The sequence below is a fragment of the Pantoea sp. X-Soil-TKNS-1207 genome, from assembly GCF_059730485.1.
The window spans coordinates 1995776-2015698 of record NZ_AP035958.1; the positions used below are offsets into that span (position 1 = coordinate 1995776).

Here is a 19923-nt window from a genome sequence, read left to right on the forward strand (position 1 = left end):
TCATCTGCATAAAGTGCGCGGATGATAAAACGTTTTACCCAACAATATTGAGGCAATAATCACAAACTATGACTAATGCGTCGCTTTCTTTTTGCGTCAATCGGTGTAACGTTTTACCTCTTTGCTTCCTCGCGTATTCACCATGACAAAAGAAATGATGCAGCCGAAAATTACCATCCATGAAGTCGCTGAGGCGGCCGGGGTCTCCGTCACCACCGTTTCGCTGGTGCTGTCTGGTAAAGGCCGCATTTCCCCTGCCACCATTGCGCGCGTACATCAGGCCATTGAGCAACTCGGCTACGTCCGTAATCGCTCGGCCGCCTCATTGCGCGGCGGCGAAAGCGGGGTTATCGGTCTGATCGTGCGCGACCTTAGCCAGCCGTTTTATGCGGCGATGACTGCGGGATTGAGTGAGGTGCTGGAGCAGCACGGCAAAATGCTGGTGCTGACGCAAAACGGTCACGACGGGCAACATCTGCAACGCTGCTTTGCCTCGTTGCTGGCGCAGGGCGTGGATGGCGTGGTGCTGGGCGGCGCCCCCCTACAGGCGGAGACGCTGGTGGCCCAGGCGCAGGAGCAGGGCATCGCATTGATTTGCGCGGCGCGGGCCAGCACGCTTGATCAGATCGATTCATTGCGTCCGGATAACAGCCAGGCGGCGCGGCTGGCGACCGAGTTTTTGATTCGTCAGGGGCATCAGCGTATCGCGTGGATTGGTGGCTCCGGTTCGTCATTGACGCGTGCGGAGCGTATCGGCGGCTACTGCGCCACGCTGTTGCAATACGGTTTACCGTTCCGGCCGGAATGGATCATCGAATGTGATGATCGCCAGCCAGGGGTAGCCGACATCACCGCACGCCTGCTACGTCAGCATCCGGGCATCACCGCAATCCTGGCGCATAACGCCACAGTTACACTTGGCTGCTATTTTGGCGCTCTGCACAGCGGCCGTACGCTGGGTGAAGGCGCGGCAGACAGTTATTACACTCAGCAACTGGCGCTGGTGGGATTTAATGACGATCCGCAGCGCGAGCTGTACGATCCGGCGTTGACCTTTGTCAGCAGCGGGGCGCGTGAGGTGGGAAGACGTGCCGGACAGCGGATATTGCAGCGGCTGGCTCAGCCGGACAGCGAGGTGCAGACGTTGATCGTACCGCCACAATTGCTGCGCGGCAGGACATAAAAAAAGCGACCGGAAAAGGTCGCTTTTTTCGTTACCGAACCACCGAATTACTCCGGCATCCCTTCGCTGGTCGGGGTGCCCAGCATATAACGTGACAGGAACTGGTCGAGCGTCAGTTTGTCGCCGTTCATAGTGACCTGACCGTTGCCATATTGCAGGCTGGTGGTGATGTTGTTGTCCTGCTGCTGCGTCAGGCGGAACATCTGGCCCATTGCCGCCAGGCCTTTCACCTGCTGGTCAGCCAGCTTCTGCGCGTCATCGCTCTGATAACCTTCAGCCAGACCCACATGGCGCATCACTTCGGTGGCCATCGGCATATTGATGACCAGTTTGCCATCAAGGGTTTTCAGCACGCGATCCACCGCGGCGCTCAGGGTCTGCACTTCGCCGGTCACGCTTGCCGGATCGTTGAAACCAACGTTCAGGTTGAAGGTGCTTTCGCCTTTGTCGTTTTTCCAGCTCAGCGGCGCAATGCTGATGGTCGGCGCGCCTTTCAGCAGCGTCGGCAGGTTATTCACCAGAATGGTATGCACACCCTCCTGGTAACGCACCGGATCGTCGATCACGCCCGGTTGATTCAGCAGATCCTGCATCTGTGCATTGTAGGTATCGGAGAAGGCTTTCACCGCCTGGGCATCAAACTGCGCCAGTTTTATCGTCACGTTGGCGGAGCCAAACGGCTGTTTTTGCAGGCTGATATTGCCGACCTGGTAGTCGATCTGGCCGCCAATCTTGCCGTCTTTGTTGTCGAACGAGGATTTGCCGTTCATTTTTTCCAGCGTCAGACCTTCCTGACCGCTGATGCTGGCAGTGGCCTTATCCAGCGCAATGGTTTGATCGCCAACGCGCACGCCTTCCGGGCTGAGGTGGGTATCCGCGCTCACCTTCAGGCCGTTAAGGGTAAACAGCACCGGCTGATCCGCTTCATTCTTGCTGGCGAAAGCAACGCTGGAGAAATCTCCCTGTAAGGCGACGTTATCGCCTTTCTCATCGGCGCTGATGTCCAGCGTGCCGCCGTTAGTCGCCAGACGCACGCCATTCTGCGCGTCCTGATAATCCGCAGGCAACAGCGTCAGGGCGGTATCTGTGGCGCCGCTGTAGCCGATGCGGGTTTCGGAGGTCACCAGCGATTTGCCGTTGGTCAGCTCGAACAGTTTTTTCACCGCGTCGGTGTTTTCAAGTTCGCCGTGCACTGATGCCATGCTCGGGATCAGCACGCCATGTTTCAGCTGAGAAAAAGGGAAGGGGCCGTGGTCGATGACGGTGTTCAGCACGATGCTCTGACCCGGTTTCAGCAGCGGATTGTCCACCGTCTGCGAACTGGCCTGCAACACCAGTTTGGCTTTGCTGCTAAACACGCCGCGCTGGTAATCCTGATAGCTAAGCGTCAGGCGGCTGTTGGGCGCATAGGCATTGAGCTGGGCATTGGCGTTCTGCACCAGCTGATCCATATGGCTTTCCAGTTGCTTACCGGTGAACCAGGCGGCGCCGGTCCAGATTACCCCGAGGGCCACAATCACACCTACGGCAACCTTGGTCTTTTTCATCGCTGAGTCGTCCTTATCCTTGCGTCCGCATGCGCCTGGCGTGTGCGCGACGGTGAAGAAAAACGCCCGCAGGCGTTTTAAATTAATAGTTTGAAAATGATAGCAGTTATCGTTGCGGGCGTCAGCCGCTTCAGTGGAGCGCGTTGAATACCCGCGCCAGCCGACCGGTACCGGCCGCCGTCACCGGCGACTCACTGGCGGCGATAAAACATGACTCACCCGGTTGCAGCACCAGCTGCTGACCGGACTTCTCAATCACCGCCTGACCCTCAATGCAGAACAGCACGGCGGCGCTCTGCTGCGCCAGCGTTTGCGGCTGCGGGTGCAGGGTATGAATGGCGAAAGCAAAGTCCTCCACCGGAATCGGGAAACTCAGGGTATCGCCCTGTTGCTGCGGCTGCGTCAGCAGCGTGGCGAAAGGGCTGGCCTGGAATTTCAGGTTCGCCAGCAGTTCGGGAATATCGATAAATTTCGGCGTCAGCCCGGCGCGCAGCACGTTATCGGAGTTCGCCATTACCTCCAGCGCCACGCCCTTCAGGTAAGCATGAGGCGTCTCGGCGAACAGAAACATCGCTTCGCCCGGTTGCAGGGTAATCACGTTGAGCAGCAGCGGTGAGAACAGACCGTTGTTGTCCGGATAATCTGCGGCGATGGCTTTGATGGTCTGCCAGGGTTCACCTTCACGCGCGTTCAGCGCGGATTTCAGCACGCCAATCGCCAGCGATTTGGCATCATCTTTCAGCGAAAGCAGGGTGGCGAACAGTTTTGCCAGATTGGCTTCATCGGCATGTTCAAGAAAATGGGCAATTTGCGGATGGGCGCCGGCGACGGGTTCCAGCAGCGAAACAATCTCATGCAGCTCGCGGAAACCGTTAATCGCCTGGAATGACGTCAGAGCGTACACCAGCTCGGGCTTATGGTTGGCGTCTTTATAATTACGTTCGGCGGCGCTGAGAGGAATGCCAGCGGCGTTTTCCCGCGCAAAACCGGCTTCCGCCGCGCTTTTGCTGGGATGTACCTGAATCGATAGCGGCTGGTCGGCGCACAGCACCTTAAACAGAAACGGCAGCTCGCCGAAGCGTTTCTCCACCGCCGCACCCAGCATCGCGGTTTTATCGCTGTCGATCAGGTCACGCAGCGAACGTTGCTCGCCTGCTGTTTCTACCGTCGAAGGACTTTTAGGGTGGGCGCCCATCCAGAGTTCGGCCATTGGCAACCCTTCGGGGTTCGCGATGCCGTAAAGGTCGGTCAGCGCAGTTTTGCTGCCCCATGCGTAATTTTGCAGCGAATTGTTCATTTTTTGCATCATTTACCCCTAATAACGGTAAGTTTATCCGCCTATTAAAGCAGAAAGTGCCATTGAAAATACATCAGCAAGTGCAATAAACGCGAACGGCTCGCATAATGTTAATTTCTTGTATGTGACAATCTTGCCCGCTCAATTGTCCTCGCGGGAAGAGGCGCTGGGCGGAAACCTCAAATCTGAGTTAAGGAGACGTAGTCATGGCAGCCAATCGCATTGAAAAAGATTCAATGGGACCGATCGAAGTACCGGCAGATAAGTTGTGGGGCGCGCAAACGCAGCGCTCACTGGAGCATTTCCGCATCTCAACCGAGAAAATGCCTGTCGCGCTGGTTCATGCGCTGGCGCTGACCAAACGCGCGGCTGCACAGGTTAACCGCGATCTCGGCCTGTTACCGGCGGAACGTGCCGATGCGATAATGAAGGCTGCTGACGAAGTGCTGGCGGATAAGCACAGCGATGAATTCCCGCTGGCGATCTGGCAGACCGGCTCCGGTACGCAGACCAATATGAATATGAATGAAGTGCTGGCTAACCGTGCCAGTGAAATTCTTGGCGGCGAGCGTGGTATGTCACGTCTGGTGCATCCGAACGATGATGTGAATAAAAGCCAAAGCTCCAACGATGTGTTCCCCACCGCCATGCACGTTGCCGCGGTCATCGCCGTGCGGGAGCAGCTGATTCCGCAACTGCACGTACTGAAAAAAACGCTGAACGACAAAGCCGAAGCCTTTAAAGACATCGTCAAAATTGGCCGTACCCATTTGCAGGACGCCACGCCGCTGACCCTCGGCCAGGAGATTTCCGGCTGGGTGGCGATGCTGGAACATAACCTCAAACATATCGAGCACAGCATTCCGCATCTGGCGGAGCTGGCACTCGGTGGCACCGCGGTGGGCACCGGCCTGAACACCCACCCGGAATATGCAGTGCGCGTCGCCAAAGCGCTGGCGGAACTCACTCAGCAACCCTTTATCACCGCGCCGAACAAATTTGAAGCGCTGGCAACCTGTGATGCGCTGGTTCATGCGCATGGCGCGCTGAAAGGTCTGGCCTCTTCATTGATGAAGATCGCCAACGACGTACGCTGGTTGTCATCCGGCCCACGCTGCGGCATCGGCGAACTGTCGATCCCGGAAAACGAGCCGGGCAGCTCGATCATGCCGGGCAAGGTCAACCCGACGCAGTGCGAAGCGCTGACCATGCTCGCCTGCCAGGTGTTTGGCAACGATGTGGCGGTGAATTTCGGCGGCGCCTCTGGCAATTTCGAGCTGAACGTTTATCGTCCGATGGTGATCCACAACTTCCTGCAATCCATCCGCCTGCTGGCGGACGGCATGGACAGCTTCAATCATCATTGCGCGGTAGGTATTGAGCCGAACCGTGAGCGTATCGATCAACTGCTGAACGAATCGCTGATGCTGGTGACGGCGCTCAACACCCATATCGGTTATGACAAAGCGGCGGAAATCGCCAAGAAAGCCCATAAAGAAGGGCTGACGCTGAAAGCCTCGGCGCTGAAACTGGGTTATCTGACTGACGAACAGTTTGACGCCTGGGTACGCCCGGAAGAGATGGTTGGCAGCATGAAGCAGTAAGCTGTGCAGGGTCGCCAGCCAGGGCGACCGATGATCAGGCCAGCGCTGCTGGCCTTTTTTATGCCAGACGATCGCACCATAAATGCAGCCGCGGGATGATCAAATGCAGCGGCTCGGCCTGCGGTTTATAGCGATGCGTGACGTTATCGGCATCATAATTCAGCAACTCGCCCAGCACCGGCACCTGGCTGCGATCATGACAGAGCACCAGCATCGGCGAAGGGCAGGCGAGCTGGGTTTGCTTCTTCTCATCGGCCCGCCAGACGCGCGCCACGGGCTGCACTTTCACCGGTCGTTTGATTTTCAGGCGTGCGCTGACCGGCAGATCCTGTATCGCCGCCAGCTCCTGCTGCACTTTTTCCGCCCACTGTTCACGCGTCCAGGGGGCCTGGGCGCGGCCCGCTTTCAGGCTGCGCTCCAGCTGCTCAATGATCTCGTCACGCGTGACATTCTTGATGATATTTTTGTTGGCCCAGCCGAAACGCAGGCTGTCCGGGGAGTCCAGCAGGGTCACGTTGCGATAGGCATTCAGGGTAATCAGGCCGCGTAAATGCTGATGCACAAACTCGAAACGCGCTTCACTCGGCAGCCCGGATTCCACGGTGATCAGCTGCTCCAGCCGCTGCTTGAGGGTGTTAATCTCCGCCACCCGTTGCGTGATTGCGGCGCGGGTTTGCTCGTCCGCTTCAATACAGATGGCGCCCGGCAGCCGCACCGCCGCTTTGGTGCTGAGCTTCTCCGACTGATGCTGCATAAACAGCCGGCAGTAGTGGGCCAGCGCCAGTTCGCGTGCCGCTACGCCGAGGTGCTGGGTGACGGCAATGCGCGAAATCTGGTCATGCTCATGGCCTTTTTCGATATCCGGCAAACTGAACACGCGCGCAATCAACAGGGGTTGCTGCTCGACCTGCTGGCGTAACGCAGCCAGATGCTGCTCCAGCGCGTTGACGCAGGCGTGCAGGTCAGAAATCAAATCGTAGTGGGCCATGAAATCTCTCCATAGTTACAACATACCAAATGTGGCAGGAGATGTGCGGGCTGGCAAGTGCGCTTTATAATTACAACATACTCAGAGATTGACGAAAATCACCGCAGGTTTGCCATGGCGGAGCGATGATTCCGCCTGGCAGGAGGGCCGAAGCGTTTTTCCCGATGGTTGAACGTGTTATAACAAACACTTTGCCTGCTAACGGAACAATCATACGTGGAGTTTTACGCAAAGCCCGGCGTTCCTGCCGTTATTACCCTCGGGCTGGTACAAATCCTCTCCTGGGGTGGATCATTTTATTTGATGGCGGTGATGGCAAATCCCATCGTCGCCGAAACCGGCTGGTCGCAGCAGTGGGTGTATGGCGCATTATCCCTCGGCATCCTGGTCTCCGGGTTGCTGGCGCCGCTTAGCGGTCGGCTGATTTCCCGCGCTTATGGTCGGCTATTGCTGGCGATGAGTGGCGTGGTGATGGCTATCGGGCTGGTGATCATGGGCTTCAGCCACAGTTTGCTGCTGTTCCTGTTCGCGTGGGTGATTATCGGCGTTGGCATGGCGATGGGGTTGTATGACGCGCTGTTCGCCAACCTCGGTACGCTGTATGGCGGTCAGGCGCGGGGTGCCATCACCGGCATCACCCTGATTTCCGGCTTCTGTACCACGCTGGTGTGGCCGGGGACGGCGTTGCTGATCCACTGGCTGGACTGGCGCGGTGCCTGCTTTGCCATTGCGTTGCTGTTATGTGTGGCGGTGTTGCCCGCTTATTTCTCTGCTCTGCCGCCCGCCCTGGCGAAGTCAGCAGGCGCAAAACAGCCGAAAGCGGCGGGCAAAAGCGATCTGGCGCCGGGGTTGTTCTGGCTGCTGTGCAGCATTTTTACCCTGGCCTCGGTGATTATGACCGCCATTTCGGTGCAGCTGATTACCCTGTTGCAGGCCAGCGGTCACTCGCTGACATCTGCGCTGGCGATCAGCGCCATTCTCGGGCCATGTCAGGTCGGTTCGCGCATCGTTGATATCGCCTTCAAACGCGGTCATCCGATCTGGACGACCTTTTTCTCGGTTGGTCTGGTGGCGATTGGCTTGCTGCTGCTGGCCTGTTTCCCGCAGTTGGCGCTGCTGAGCATGGTGCTCTACGGGGCAGGAAATGGGTTACGTGCCATTGTGCGGGGAACTTTGCCGCTGGTAATGGTCAAACCAGAGGCTTACGCTGTGGTGGTTGGGCGCATGGCGCGTCCGGCGTTGATTGGCCAGGCGCTGACGCCGCTGATTGGCGGTTATGTTTTTCAGCATCTGGGCGCAAGCGCCACCCTGTGGTTGCTGTGCATTCTGGCGTTGATCAACGTGCTGCTGGTGATGGTGTTAAAGCAAAAATTGCCGCATCTCAGCCCGCAGCAGGAGCGGGGCGTGATAAACTAAGCAGCCTGTGCGCTTCTGTCTGAGTAAATGATGAATACGTGCCTTGATCACAGGCGCTTGCTTCTAAAAAGCAACAGTGTTTGTTATATTTATTGCTCAATGATTACTCACTGCCGCGGCATGAAAACAACAAGATAGACCGCAACTCAGGATTAAAGAAATGCTTGATTACCGCTTCCCGACAGCTTTGCAGATGGTTTTGAGCGTAGCGATGGCGGAGCAATTGGGTAAACGCTCGACCAGCGCCATTCTGGCTTATGGTCTTGAAGCGAACCCCAGTTTCATTCGGAAGTTAATGGTTCCGCTGACCCGCGATGGCATCATCGTCTCGACGCTTGGCCGTACTGGCTCGATTCATCTGGGTCGCCCGGCTGGCGAGATCACCCTGCGCGATATTTACACCTCGGTGATTGAAGACAAAAAACTTTGGGCATCACGCCCGGATGTCGCACCGCGTTGCCTGGTCAGCGCCAACCTGTGCTGGTATTTTAAATCGATTGCGGACGAAGCCGAGCAGGCGTCACTTGAAGTGCTGGAGAAACGCACCGTGGCCGATGCGCTGGCTGAACTGAAAAAACGTGACACCAGCAACTGCGAACCGCTGCCCGATCTCGAAATCGACGATCTCTGCAAGAAAACCCGCTAATTCTTCTGCCAAACCGCACCATCCCAACTGATTGCACAACGTCTTCTCCCGCTTGCGGGAGAAGGCCGGGATGAAGGCGTCAGAACGCACCACACTGAGCATAAAAAATCCGGGCGCCAGGCCCGGATTTTTGTGTCAATACCTACGGCAATCAATCACACCGTCTGCAATTCTCCTTCGGGCTGTTTACGCGTCACCAGCTTACGCAGCGTCACGTAAAACACCGGCGTCAGGAACAAGCCAAACAGTGTCACCCCCAGCATCCCGGAAAACACGGTAATCCCGGTGACACCGCGCACTTCGGCACCGGCACCTTCACCAAGAATCAGCGGGATAGTCCCGGCGATAAAGGCGATGGAGGTCATCACAATCGGGCGCAGACGCAGGCGACAGGCTTCCAGCGCGGCTTCGACAATCCCTTTACCCTGCATCTCCAGCTCGCGGGCAAATTCGACGATCAGAATGGCGTTTTTACAGGCCAGCCCCATCAACACCACCAGACCCACCTGAACAAACACGTTGTTATCACCGCCAGTCAGCCACACGCCGACCAGCGCCGACAGCATCGTCACCGGCACAATCAGAATCACCGCCAGCGGCAGCGTCCAGCTTTCGTACAGCGCCGCCAGTACCAGGAATGCCAGCAGTACCGATACCGGGAAGACGATAAACGCCGCGTTGCCCTGCGTTGACTGCTGGTAACTCAGGTCGGTCCATTCGATATTCATCCCGTTCGGCAGCACCTGATTTGCCATCGCCTCCAGTTTGGTCATCGCCTGCGCTGAAGAGAGTACGCGCGGGTCGGCATCACCAATCAGGTCCGCCGCCGGATAGCCGTTATAGCGGATAACCGGGTCCGGGCCATAGGTGGTGGTGATCTTCACCATGCTGCCAATCGGCACCATCTCGCCACGATCGTTGCGGGTACGCAGGTTGGAAATATCCTGCACGCTATCGCGGAAATCCCCGTCGGCCTGCGCCATGACGCGCCAGGTACGGCCAAACTTATTGAAATCATTTACATAAGAGGAGCCAAGGTAAATCTGCAAGGTGCTGAACAAATCGGTCAGCGACACGCCCTGCGCTTTGGCTTTATCCCGATCGACCTGCACATCCAGCTGCGGCACGTTGGCCTGATACGAGGAGATTGGGAACATCATGCCTGGCGTCTGCATCACCGCCCCGGAAAGGGTGTTAATCGCGGTTTGCAGTTCGCCATAGCCAAGACCCGCACGATCCTGCACGTAAAGCGAATAACCGGAGCCTTGACCCAGCCCCAGAATCGGCGGCGGCATAATCGAGAAACCGAAGCCTGACTGGATTTTGCTGATTTTGGCGTTCAGCTCGGCGTTAATTTCCGCGGCGCTGCGTTTACGCTGGTCAAACGGCTTCAGGCCGAAGAACACCGTGCCGGTATTCGGCGTATTGGTGAACTGCAACGCATTCAGGCCGGGGAAGGCGACCGCATAATCGACCCCTTCGGTGCTCATGCCGATCTCGCTCATCTTACGAATCACTTCATCGGTACGCGCCAGCGAAGAACCTTCCGGCATTTTCACGCCGCCAATCAGGTACAGCTTGTCCTGGGTGGGAATAAATCCGCCCGGCACGGTATGGAACATCCATCCGGCTCCGGCCAGCAGCAGCACATACACGGCAAATACCGCCCCGCGACGACGCAGGGTTTTCCCCACCAGCGACTGATAGCCTTCCGCGCTGCGGTGGAACAGGCGGTTAAACGGACGGAACAGCCAGCCCAGCAGGCGATCGATCAAGCGCGAAGGGAGATCTTTCGGCGCATGATGGGACTTAAGCAGTTTCGCCGCCAGCGCCGGGGAGAGCGTCAGCGAGTTAATGGCTGAAATCACTGTTGAGATGGCGATAGTCACCGCGAACTGTTTGTAGAACTGACCGGTCACGCCGGAGAGAAACGCCATCGGCACGAATACGGCGCATAACACCAGCGCGATGGCGATAATCGGTCCGGAGACTTCCCGCATCGCCTGATGCGCGGCCGCGGTGGGCGACAAACCCTGCTCGATATTACGCTCGACGTTCTCCACCACCACGATGGCGTCATCCACCACAATGCCGATGGCGAGCACCAGCCCAAACAGGCTGAGCGTATTGAGTGAAAATCCGAGCAAATACAGCACGCTAAAGGTACCAACCACCGAAACCGGCACCGCCAGCAACGGAATGATCGAAGCACGCCAGGTTTGCAGGAACAGAATCACCACCAGCACCACCAGCACAATCGCTTCCATCAGCGTCTGCACCACGGCTTTGATCGAATCCCGCACGAACACGGTCGGATCGTAAGGCGCGGCCCACTGCACATCGTCCGGGAAACGGGTAGCCAGCTCTTTCATTTTGGCGCGAACCGCATTGGAGAGATCGATCGCGTTAGCGCCCGGTGCCTGGAAGATACCGATACCGACGGCATCTTTGTTATTCAGCTGCGAACGCAGCGCATAACTGCCGGACCCCATCTCAATGCGCGCCACATCGCGCAGGCGCACCAGCGTGCCGTCATCGGCGGTTTTCAGGATGATATCGCCGAACTGTTGCTCGCTCTCCAGCCGCCCCTGGGTATTGATGGAGAGCAGGAAATCGCTCTCTTTCTTCAGCGGCTCGGCACCGAGCTGCCCGGCAGAGACCTGCACGTTCTGCTCCTGCATGGCATTCACCACGTCTGACGCGGTCATGCCACGCGCCGCCACCTTGTTCGGATCGAGCCACACGCGCATCGCGTACTCACCGGCACCGAAGATTTGAATCTGACCGACGCCCGGCAGGCGCGCCAGCTCATCTTTCACCTTCAGGGTGGCGTAGTTACGCAGATAGAGCGAGTCATACTTCCCGTGCGGCGAGAACAGGTGTACCACCAGCGTCAGGGTAGGCGACTGCTTCTGCGTGGTGAGGCCGAGCTGGCGCACCGCATCCGGCAAACGCGCTTCAGCCTGTGCCACGCGGTTCTGCACCTGAACCTGCGCCTGATCGGGATCGGTGCCCGGACGGAAGGTCACGGTGGTGACCAGTACGCCATCGGAACCGGCGACTGACTTCATATACATCATATTTTCCACCCCGTTGATCGCCTCTTCCAGCGGCGTCGCCACCGAGTCGGCAATCACTTTGGGGTTGGCGCCGGGATACTCTGCGCGCACCTGCACGCTTGGCGGCACCACGTCGGGATATTCACTGATCGGCAGCAGCGGAATGGCGATCAGCCCGGTAACAAATATCAGAATCGACAGCACAGCCGCGAAAATCGGCCGGTCGATAAAAAAGCGTGAAAAATCCATAGCAGGCAGTCTCGATTATTATTGGGCTGAGCGCATCGCAACCGGCTGCGCGGTGACCGGCATCCCGGGCATAAATACTTTCTGCAAGCCGTTAACGATCACCTTGTCGCCAGGTTTCAGACCTTCCTGCACAATGCGCAGGCCATTGGCCATCTCGCCCGGCTGGATATCGCGGCGCTGGGCTTTGCCGCCAGCATCCACCACGTAAACGTATTTACGATCCTGGTCGGTGAGCACCGCTTTATCGTCAACCAGCAAGGCGGCGAACTGCGCGCTCCCCGGCAGGCGCACACGGGCAAACAGGCCTGGCGTGAACTGACGTTGCTGATTATCCAGCGTGGCGCGCATACGGATGGTGCCGGTGCTGGCGGTGAGCTGGTTATCGAGAAAATCCACTTTGCCGACATGCGGATAACCCGCTTCGCCGGTCAGACCGATCTCCACCGGCAGCGCGCCGCGGTTCTGCCCCTGACGCGCCATCGCCTGATAGTGCAGGTAAGTGGCTTCATCGACGTCGAAGTAGACATAGACGCGATCCTGCGACACCAGCGTGGTCAGCACGCTGGCGCTGTCCCCGGCGGTCACCAGGTTACCGGTGGTGATCATGGCGCGGCTGGCGCGACCATCAATCGGCGCGGTAACGCGGGTGAAGTCGAGATTGAGCTGCGCCATATCCACCGCCGCCACAGCCGACAGAACATCCGCCTGCGCCTGACTGGCCGCCGAACGACGCTCCTCCCACGACTCCTGCGACACCAGATGGCTGCCAATCAGCTTCTCGGTACGCGCCGATTCACTGCGTGCCAGCGCCGCCTGGCTGCGGGCGCGCGCCAGTTCGGCCTGCGCCTGCTCCAGCGCTGCGCGATAGGTACGATCGTCAATGGTGAACAACACCTGGCCTTTTTTCACTTCATCGCCTTCGCGATAGTTCACCTGATCGATATAACCCGATACGCGCGGACGCAGCTGCACGCTCTGCACCGCCTCGACACGGCCATTGAAACTGTCCCATTGGTTGACTTGCTGTTGTACCACCTGCGCCACACTCACTTCGGGCGGTGGCGGCGGGGCGTTTTTTGCCACACCGCTATCACAACCGGCCAGCAGGCTTCCCAGCAGCACCATTCCTGACAGGCTTACGCCCCGACGAACCCCATATGTCTGCAGATGCATTGTAGTTATTCCGCGTTGGTCAAAAAAAATAAGAAAGGTCTTGTACGAATAATCTGCAACTTTAATGATTGCATTAAAACGCGATGAGTGTAGGCTCGTGCAAACTGCATCTGCAAGAATATCTGATACACTTTATGTGCGGTTTTCATCGCGACGGATCACGCAGGGGAAAGCCCCTACGCGAAGTGCGGCATTTAATGCAATAATATGACTTGCATTAAATGTCATAGTCAGTCACCCTTAAAGTGTAACTGCAACAGATACTGATACTGATCGCCACGGCGACGGGAGAGAATGGGATGATGAGCGACGCATTTATTCACGATCTGATCGACTGGATTGATAACAACATTGAAGCACGTCTGGATCTGGACACCGTAGCGGGGCGCGCCGGCTATTCGAAGTGGCACCTGCAACGGATGTTCAAAGAGCACACCGGCTATCCGCTGGGTGAGTACATTCGGGCGAAAAAACTGAAAAAATCGGCAGACCGGCTGACCACCACCAATGAACCGATCCTCAACGTGGCGATTTCGCTCGGCTTTGACTCGCAGCAGTCATTCAACCGCAGCTTTAAACGCCAGTACGGTGTCGCACCCGGCGCATGGCGTCGTCATGCGTCGCACCAGCCGAGCGTTATGCAGTAAACTCCGCCAGGGCCAGCGTTGCTGGCCCGCGTTTTTCCTGCCGCAAAAGCCTGCTATTATCGGCCTCCTGAATGTCAGGAAGTCACTATGTCAAAGAAACTCTGGATTGGATTATTCATCGCACTGGTCGCCAGCTGGGCCGGGCTGAAACCGCATTTCTCCGCAGCACCCAACACCCATAGCAATATCGCGCAGTTAACCGATGCCGAAACGGTCGCCCGCTGGCTGCAACAGCATCACCGCCTGCCCGATCTCTATCTCACCAAAAGTGAAGCGCGTCGGCAGGGCTGGAATCCCGCCAAAGGCAATCTGTGTGATGTGCTGCCCGGCAGGGCGATTGGCGGCGATCATTTCGGCAACCGCGAGCAGCGACTGCCGCAGCAGGCCGGACGGCAATGGTATGAAGCCGATGTGAATTACGATTGCGGCCACCGCGACGCCGATCGTCTGCTTTACTCTTCAGATGGCCTGATTTTTCTCACCACCGATCACTATCGCAGCTTTAAGCCGGTACCCTGATGATGCTGACGCTGACCTTTGATTTTCACCAACTGCCTAACCGCCAGGCGTTTTACCACGCGCTGACCGAGCAGAGCCATTGCCCGTTTGCGTTTGGCAACAATCTGGATGCGTTATGGGACTGGCTGACCGGCGGCATGGCGCTGCCCGCCACCCTGCACCTGCACCATCTGGATAAGACCAGCCCGGAGTTCGCACCGGTGCTGGCGTTGCTGGAAGAGGCGGCGGCACAGCTGAATGGCGAGCTGTGCCTGGTTCTGCATTAAGCGTGCAGCGGTAACAACATAAACGCCAGCGTCTGGCGGGCGCTGGCAGGCAGATCGCCACCCCCGGTGTAGCCGTTGTTTTCGATAATCACGCTGTTCAGCCCCACCAGCCAGTCGTAGATGTAATACGCGGTATGGTTGGCGGGTGCGGCAGAGAGACGCGTCAGACGCTGACCCGATGAGAAACTGACGCTCGGCGCGGGCGGGCGAGAGAAGATCGGCTGACCGCGATTGACGCGGCTTGCCGGTCGTTCGCTCTCCGGACGCTGCAAAAAGCCCAGCCAGGCGACAAAATCCCCCAGCACCGTCATCGCACGGGAAACCTGACGATCGGTACGCGCCTCGTGGGCGCTGGCCTGGGCATCCGGCTCGTTGAGCGCCGCCTGTAAGGTGCTCAGCATCTTATGGCGGAAACTGGCGGTGATTAACTCCTCCACCAGCAGCTCCAGCGTGGGTTTATCGACGTTGAGCAGCGCCAGCAGGCTGCGGCTCTCCGGCAGCTGACGCAGATGATCCAGCCACAGAGCGAACACCTGCTGCGGAAACTGCTGATCGCGCTGGCCGCCGCTGGCGCGCGGTTCGCTGGCCGCCACCGGCTCGTCTTTAAACAGATCAAACTCAAAACCAATGCCGAAATAGCTTTGCTCGGCCGTGGCGGCTTGCGCCTGATGCTGGCTGCTGCCGTTGCTCTGGCTGAGCCACAGCTGACGCACCGCTTCGCGCGACGGCTGCAAACGCTCCAGCAGTTCGCCGTGCAGGCCGGTCCGGTGTTGCAGGCACTTCAGCAGGGTATCGGCGATGGTTTGCTTGCGCGCCGCCTGTTCCGGGGTTGCGCTGGCTTCGGTCCAGGGTTGCAGACGTTCAACCAGCGTTTGTTGCAGCGTACTCAGCTGCAACGCAAGGCGATCGCGGCGCGCTTCCGGCTGCATTTCATCCTGCAACCAGCTGCCCATACGATCGACTCCGGCGCGATCCAGCGCCAGCATTGACCCCCAGCTTTGGCCGGGCTGACCAATCTGGCGTTGCACCGCTTCATCCACGTTAATCTGCTGATGCCGCGCATCGTACGGGGTGATGGCCCAGATCAGCCGCGGTTTCTCGCCGCTGGCGGGCACCGGCTGATGCAAATGCCACTCACGCAGCGCCTGGCTGGCCAGATCGGCATCCTGACGCTGGCTGGCGGCGGTACAGATCAGCAGCAGATCGACATCCTGCCGGGCAGCGAACCAGCCCGGCAGCAGCGCGCGTTTCTGCTCCAGCAGCAGGGCGCGCAGCGCATCACGGCTTTGCAGGCGTTGACGATCGTCAAGCTGCGCGCGATCGGCCGGGGTGCCCGGTGCGGGCAGCTCCAGCATATCGGCTTCGTCATACAGGGCCTGGCGCGGCGTGGAGCTGAGAGGAATGGTAATTTCCAGCGTCAGCAACGCCAGCAGACCGAGCGGCACCGGCTGCGCTTTGCCGATGCGGTTGGCGACAATCGGGCACACTTCAATCATCTCCAGCAGGTCGGCATCGCTGGCGATCAGCTTCTCGGCGGGCAGCGAGGCATCATCCACCAGCAGGCTGAGCGGTGCCAGCACGCGCGGCGCGTGGCGCAGCTGATGACGCAGATGCATCAGGCTGCGCAGGCTTTCGCTCAGCGCCGCCTGTCCCGGCCACAGCAGGGCGAACAGCTGCACGCGATCATCGACATTCAGCCAGGGCGCGAGGGTAATCGCCTGCGGCCAGAAGTGACGATCCAGCACCTCGGCGTGGCGGTGGTGACGACGGCTCCACGCCCACAGCGTCACCAGCGCATCGCTCTCCAGCCCCGGCTGCACCTCGCTCTGGCGATGGCGTTGCAGACGTTGCAGGGCGCTGTCGATCGCGGTGGTATCCGGCTGAGCGTCGGTGGTGGCGCAGGCCAGCATCAGACGAATCAGCTCCACTTCGCTCAGCAGCGTCATCTCCAGCGGCCAGGCGTTGGACTGGGTATCACGCTGGTGGCTGAAACGGGTAGCGATGGCGAAATCGAGGTTGCCAGGGTTGATATGCTGAAAATAGTTCAGGGTTTTGTCGCCGAGGCGGGCCATCAGCTGACCCTGCGCATCGCCGACCATTTCACTCAGCAGCCAGGCTTTGCCCGCCTGTGACTGACCAAACAACGCCAGCGTCACCGGCCGTGCCAGCTGGCGCGCCAGCGCGTGACTCTCCACACGGGCGCGGCGCAGTTGCAGGCTCAGGGTATCGCCTTCCATGGTCAGACGTGGCGAGTGCGCGCGCTGGTTTTCCACCCAGGTCAGGGCGCCATCAAGGGTTTCCTGTAGCAGACCGAGGCGTTTAGCCAGCGTGGCCTGCGGCTGTTTTTTACCGGTTCTCATTTTTTGCAGACGCTCCCGCTATCAATCCAGTATTGCGCATTCGCATTGCCCGTGGCGGAAAGCGTATTCAGTTTCAGGCTCAGTTGTTCCAGTGGGACGCGGCTGCCGTCATCGAGGCGCGCATCGCTCAGCACCAGCCGCTCCGGCCCCGCGTTGTCCGGGCCAGGTTGCACGGCCAGCTTGATGCGCAACACGCTTTCACCTGCCACTTTGCGCGCCAGCTGAGGGTCGGTGATGCTCAGGCTGTAGAGCGGCGAGGCAGGCCAGCGGTCGTTTTCCAGTTGACGGAAGCCCAGACAGACATTGCCGCGAATGCGGAAGCTGCTTTTACGATCCAGCGCGAAGGCATGGCTGTCGAGGTCGATCTCGCTGTAGCACAGGTTGTCATCGCTCAGCGCCTGGTTTTCATCCAGCACGCCAAGGTAGCGAATGGTTGAGTAAGGTTCAAAATCTCCGGCGCGGAACCAGAAGCTGCTGAGACGCAGATCCAGCGCCAGCAGACACAGCATCGCGCCGACCGCGGCGGTCGATTTCGGGTTATCGATGCGTCCCTGTTTGTTGAACGGATACCAGTCGCTGGTGTGGTAGCCCTCCAGCGACAAAATGCGGCTGCCCGGCAGCGGTTGCAGATGGCGCACCAGCGCCTGGATGCCGGGGAAGCGCGACGGGCGTCCGGTCAGCAGCAGCACATCGCACTGATACAGCGACACCACTTCACACATGGCGCGCAGCGCCGGAATGATCGCCATCCGGTGTTGCAGGAACTCGCCATGCAGCTGCGCCAGGCTCACCACCAGCGGCACGTCCAGCAGATCAAAACGGCTGTCGCCGCCGAGGGTGCGCTGGATTTCGCCGTTGACGAAGGCCAGCACCGCGCTGCCCGGTTTCTGCGGCACCAGTTCGCCAAACAGCGCGTTGATTTCGCTGTGGCTGTCGAGCGGGTCCCAGCTTTCATAGCGTTCCAGCACCGCCTGCGCCAGCGGGATAAACAGTTGCAGCGTCACCTGCTGACGTAGGGTGGCCTGGCCATCCATGCGGCTGTCGTGGCCGAACAATTTGTTCATCAGCGACTCGGGCAGCAGCAGGCCCGCTTTCTGTAAACTTTGCTGCAACGCGGGCAGGATCCACAGCTGGATCACGTCGAGCAGGATGTCATCCCCGGCCACCTTAAAGCCTTCGCGGAACAGCAGGCGCGGGGTGATTTTGACGTTGTTGCCCTGGCCGTCGTCGAGACGATATTGGGTAATGGCGAGGTCGGTGGTGCCGCCGCCGATATCAATCGAGGCGATGCGCAGGCTTTTGCCCGGCAGCTCATCGGCTTCACGCGGGCGATCCGGGCGCGCCATGCTGCTGAAGAAATCCTCCGCGCGACCGGCAAAATTGACCTGAGTTTCGTTGAACAGCCACACCATCTGGCCGCAGGTGGCTTCATCCCACTCCATCTGCACATCCGGCACCGGGCGCAGGCTTCTGGCCTGACTTTCCGCGCTGAACTCCTCTTCCGCCGGGTGCCAGCCTTCGGCTTTCCACACCAGGGCGATCGCTTCCTGCATCCGACGGCGAAAGATTTCGCGTTCCGGCTTTGGCATCGCCGACGGCAGTGTCAGGATCACATGGCGCAGCTGACGTGGCGCCTGGCTTTGCGGCATCCGCTGGCGCTGCGCCACGCTGTTCATCTGCATCATTGCCTGCGCCAGCAGCTCGCACAGCATAAAGGTCATCAGCGAGCTGCGGCTGTAGCTGGCGGAGAACACCGGCAGACGATCGTCCACGGCCAGCGCGTGCAGCGGCTGGCCTTCATCATTCAGCAGCAGGGTAAAGGGCAGCGCCGTGGCCTGCGGTTCCTCACCGCTGCCGTTGGCATTGAACCGCCAGCCGGGCTGATAACGCGCTTCATCCCACAGATAACGGCGTGGGCTGGAGAGGCCGGTGCTGCCTTCGGTTCCGGCGCGCAACAGCGCCAGGCGGCTGGCCTCGCGGCCGACGCGGGTCAGCGATGGCCACATAAAGGCGCTTTCGCGTCCGCTCTCCAGCGAGAAATTGGCTTTGCCGAAACGCGGTTCGGCGAACTCGAGGCGGCTGTCGAACAGTTCGTTATAAACCTGATGCGGTTCCGATAAATCGCGCAGTTGCAGTTCGTAGGTCTGACGCAGGCCGTTGCTCTCCTCGGCGTGGTCTTCCACCAGAATGCCGCAGGTGTGCGAGTTGCCGACGTCCAGAATAATATCGACATTCACCGCTGGCGTTTGCGGTGAAGCCGCCTGAATGGTGATTTCAGCCAGATCAAGCTGTTCACCCAGCAGCTCCAGCAGATTGAGATAGTGCGCCTGATATTCGAACTCGCGCAGCGCCTGGTTCAGCTCCTGCTCGCGACGGGATTCCAGCGCCATCACCTGCTGGCTGAAGGTTTCACGCAGCCAGCCGTCCACCCAGGTGAGATCGAGAAAACCACCCAGTTCGTAGTTGTGCCAGGCAAGGGCGAAACTGACGCCGTTTTGCGCGTCGGCTTTGCTCAGGCCGAGCTGCTCACCGCCGTCGTTCTCCGCCACCAGGCGGGTATCGAAGGCGAGGGTGATGCGGTGGGTATTGCCAGCCGCATCCGGCTGTGTCAGCGGCGCAAGGCGCAGACGCGCCCAGTTTTCCGGGCCGCCGATAAAACGACGGCCGCTGGTGCAACGCAGCACCGGCAGCGGCAGCCACTGCTGCGCCAGCAGCGTCAGCGAGTCGGCCAGCGCGATGTCCGATTCCGGGCGCACCACTTCGGGCGCGCTGCCATCTTCCGGGTAAAGCAAAAATTTGCCGCTGTTGCCGTCAACGTTAAGGCGCAGCAACGGGCCGTTCGCCGTCTGGCGCACGAACTGACGCCGCGCCTGCAACGCAGGCAGGCGCAGGCCAAAATCAAGAAACTGCACACCGCTATCTTCAATCAGCGTGATTTTTTGTTTGTCATCGATGAGGGGAGCCAACAT

General features: G+C 59.2%; 14 protein-coding genes. 7 read left to right on the forward strand and 7 right to left on the reverse strand.

Going from position 1 to position 19923, the window contains the following annotated elements; genetic code table 11:
• Positions 1-154 precede the first annotated feature (154 nt).
• Positions 155-1183, forward strand: a complete 1029-nt coding sequence (gene malI, locus AC6I8V_RS09400; RefSeq protein WP_497845592.1) for a Mal regulon transcriptional regulator MalI — start codon at positions 155-157, stop codon at positions 1181-1183.
• 47 nt (positions 1184-1230) lie between these two features.
• On the opposite strand, the gene AC6I8V_RS09405 is transcribed toward malI, so the two are convergent.
• Both AC6I8V_RS09405 and manA read right to left on the reverse strand, forming a co-directional pair.
• On the reverse strand, positions 1231-2730 hold the full coding sequence (locus AC6I8V_RS09405; protein WP_497845593.1) for a YdgA family protein: 1500 nt from the start codon (positions 2728-2730) through the stop codon (positions 1231-1233).
• A gap of 130 nt (positions 2731-2860) precedes the next feature.
• Positions 2861-4036 (reverse strand): mannose-6-phosphate isomerase, encoded by a 1176-nt coding sequence (manA, locus tag AC6I8V_RS09410; protein WP_497845806.1) that lies wholly within the window; start codon positions 4034-4036, stop codon positions 2861-2863.
• A gap of 197 nt (positions 4037-4233) precedes the next feature.
• Here manA and fumC point away from each other — a divergent pair, with 197 nt between their 5' ends.
• On the forward strand, positions 4234-5631 hold the full coding sequence (gene fumC, locus AC6I8V_RS09415) for a class II fumarate hydratase (RefSeq protein ID WP_497845594.1): 1398 nt from the start codon (positions 4234-4236) through the stop codon (positions 5629-5631).
• Between the two features lie 58 nt (positions 5632-5689).
• Here fumC and tus read toward each other — a convergent pair whose 3' ends face one another.
• Positions 5690-6619 carry a DNA replication terminus site-binding protein gene (gene tus / locus AC6I8V_RS09420; protein WP_497845596.1) on the reverse strand — a complete coding sequence of 310 codons (930 nt, stop codon included), beginning with the start codon at positions 6617-6619 and terminating at the stop codon, positions 5690-5692.
• 216 nt (positions 6620-6835) lie between these two features.
• Between tus and AC6I8V_RS09425 the strand changes: the two genes are divergently transcribed.
• Together AC6I8V_RS09425 and AC6I8V_RS09430 are read left to right on the forward strand one after the other, a co-directional pair.
• Positions 6836-8035, forward strand: a complete 1200-nt coding sequence (locus tag AC6I8V_RS09425) for an MFS transporter (RefSeq protein WP_497845597.1) — start codon at positions 6836-6838, stop codon at positions 8033-8035.
• Between the two features lie 160 nt (positions 8036-8195).
• Positions 8196-8681 carry an RrF2 family transcriptional regulator gene (locus tag AC6I8V_RS09430; protein ID WP_497845598.1) on the forward strand — a complete coding sequence of 162 codons (486 nt, stop codon included), beginning with the start codon at positions 8196-8198 and terminating at the stop codon, positions 8679-8681.
• Positions 8682-8836: 155 nt separating this feature from the next.
• Here the strand turns inward: AC6I8V_RS09430 and oqxB are convergent, their stop codons facing one another.
• Complete coding sequence (oqxB, locus tag AC6I8V_RS09435; protein WP_497845599.1) at positions 8837-11989, reverse strand: multidrug efflux RND transporter permease subunit OqxB; 3153 nt, start codon at positions 11987-11989, stop codon at positions 8837-8839.
• Between the two features lie 18 nt (positions 11990-12007).
• Positions 12008-13162 carry an efflux RND transporter periplasmic adaptor subunit gene (locus AC6I8V_RS09440; protein ID WP_497845600.1) on the reverse strand — a complete coding sequence of 385 codons (1155 nt, stop codon included), beginning with the start codon at positions 13160-13162 and terminating at the stop codon, positions 12008-12010.
• A gap of 299 nt (positions 13163-13461) precedes the next feature.
• Between AC6I8V_RS09440 and AC6I8V_RS09445 the strand changes: the two genes are divergently transcribed.
• From AC6I8V_RS09445 to AC6I8V_RS09455, 3 genes are all read left to right on the forward strand, one after another.
• On the forward strand, positions 13462-13809 hold the full coding sequence (locus AC6I8V_RS09445) for a helix-turn-helix domain-containing protein (protein WP_497845601.1): 348 nt from the start codon (positions 13462-13464) through the stop codon (positions 13807-13809).
• A gap of 87 nt (positions 13810-13896) precedes the next feature.
• Complete coding sequence (locus AC6I8V_RS09450) at positions 13897-14328, forward strand: ribonuclease domain-containing protein (RefSeq protein ID WP_497845602.1); 432 nt, start codon at positions 13897-13899, stop codon at positions 14326-14328.
• Between the two features lie 2 nt (positions 14329-14330).
• Entirely contained in the window at positions 14331-14594 is a 264-nt protein-coding gene (locus AC6I8V_RS09455) for a barstar family protein (RefSeq protein ID WP_497845807.1), read from the forward strand.
• Here AC6I8V_RS09455 and AC6I8V_RS09460 read toward each other — a convergent pair.
• Both AC6I8V_RS09460 and AC6I8V_RS09465 read right to left on the reverse strand, forming a co-directional pair.
• Positions 14591-16954, reverse strand: coding sequence for a virulence factor SrfC family protein (locus AC6I8V_RS09460; protein WP_497845603.1), 2364 nt, complete (start codon positions 16952-16954; stop codon positions 14591-14593). The genes AC6I8V_RS09455 and AC6I8V_RS09460 overlap by 4 nt on opposite strands.
• Positions 16951-19923: a virulence factor SrfB gene (locus tag AC6I8V_RS09465; protein WP_497845604.1), complete on the reverse strand. Its 2973-nt coding sequence runs from the start codon at positions 19921-19923 to the stop codon at positions 16951-16953. The genes AC6I8V_RS09460 and AC6I8V_RS09465 overlap by 4 nt, the downstream gene beginning before the upstream one ends.

Coding starts and splice junctions, on each gene's coding strand:
- manA (WP_497845806.1), bottom strand. CDS start 4,036: ATGCAAAAAATGAACAATTCGCTGCAAAATTACGCATGGGGCAGCAAA.
- fumC (WP_497845594.1), top strand. CDS start 4,234: ATGGCAGCCAATCGCATTGAAAAAGATTCAATGGGACCGATCGAAGTA.
- AC6I8V_RS09460 (WP_497845603.1), bottom strand. CDS start 16,954: ATGAGAACCGGTAAAAAACAGCCGCAGGCCACGCTGGCTAAACGCCTC.
- oqxB (WP_497845599.1), bottom strand. CDS start 11,989: ATGGATTTTTCACGCTTTTTTATCGACCGGCCGATTTTCGCGGCTGTG.
- AC6I8V_RS09445 (WP_497845601.1), top strand. CDS start 13,462: ATGATGAGCGACGCATTTATTCACGATCTGATCGACTGGATTGATAAC.
- AC6I8V_RS09405 (WP_497845593.1), bottom strand. CDS start 2,730: ATGAAAAAGACCAAGGTTGCCGTAGGTGTGATTGTGGCCCTCGGGGTA.
- AC6I8V_RS09455 (WP_497845807.1), top strand. CDS start 14,331: ATGCTGACGCTGACCTTTGATTTTCACCAACTGCCTAACCGCCAGGCG.
- AC6I8V_RS09450 (WP_497845602.1), top strand. CDS start 13,897: ATGTCAAAGAAACTCTGGATTGGATTATTCATCGCACTGGTCGCCAGC.
- AC6I8V_RS09465 (WP_497845604.1), bottom strand. CDS start 19,923: ATGTTGGCTCCCCTCATCGATGACAAACAAAAAATCACGCTGATTGAA.
- AC6I8V_RS09430 (WP_497845598.1), top strand. CDS start 8,196: ATGCTTGATTACCGCTTCCCGACAGCTTTGCAGATGGTTTTGAGCGTA.
- malI (WP_497845592.1), top strand. CDS start 155: ATGATGCAGCCGAAAATTACCATCCATGAAGTCGCTGAGGCGGCCGGG.
- tus (WP_497845596.1), bottom strand. CDS start 6,619: ATGGCCCACTACGATTTGATTTCTGACCTGCACGCCTGCGTCAACGCG.
- AC6I8V_RS09440 (WP_497845600.1), bottom strand. CDS start 13,162: ATGCATCTGCAGACATATGGGGTTCGTCGGGGCGTAAGCCTGTCAGGA.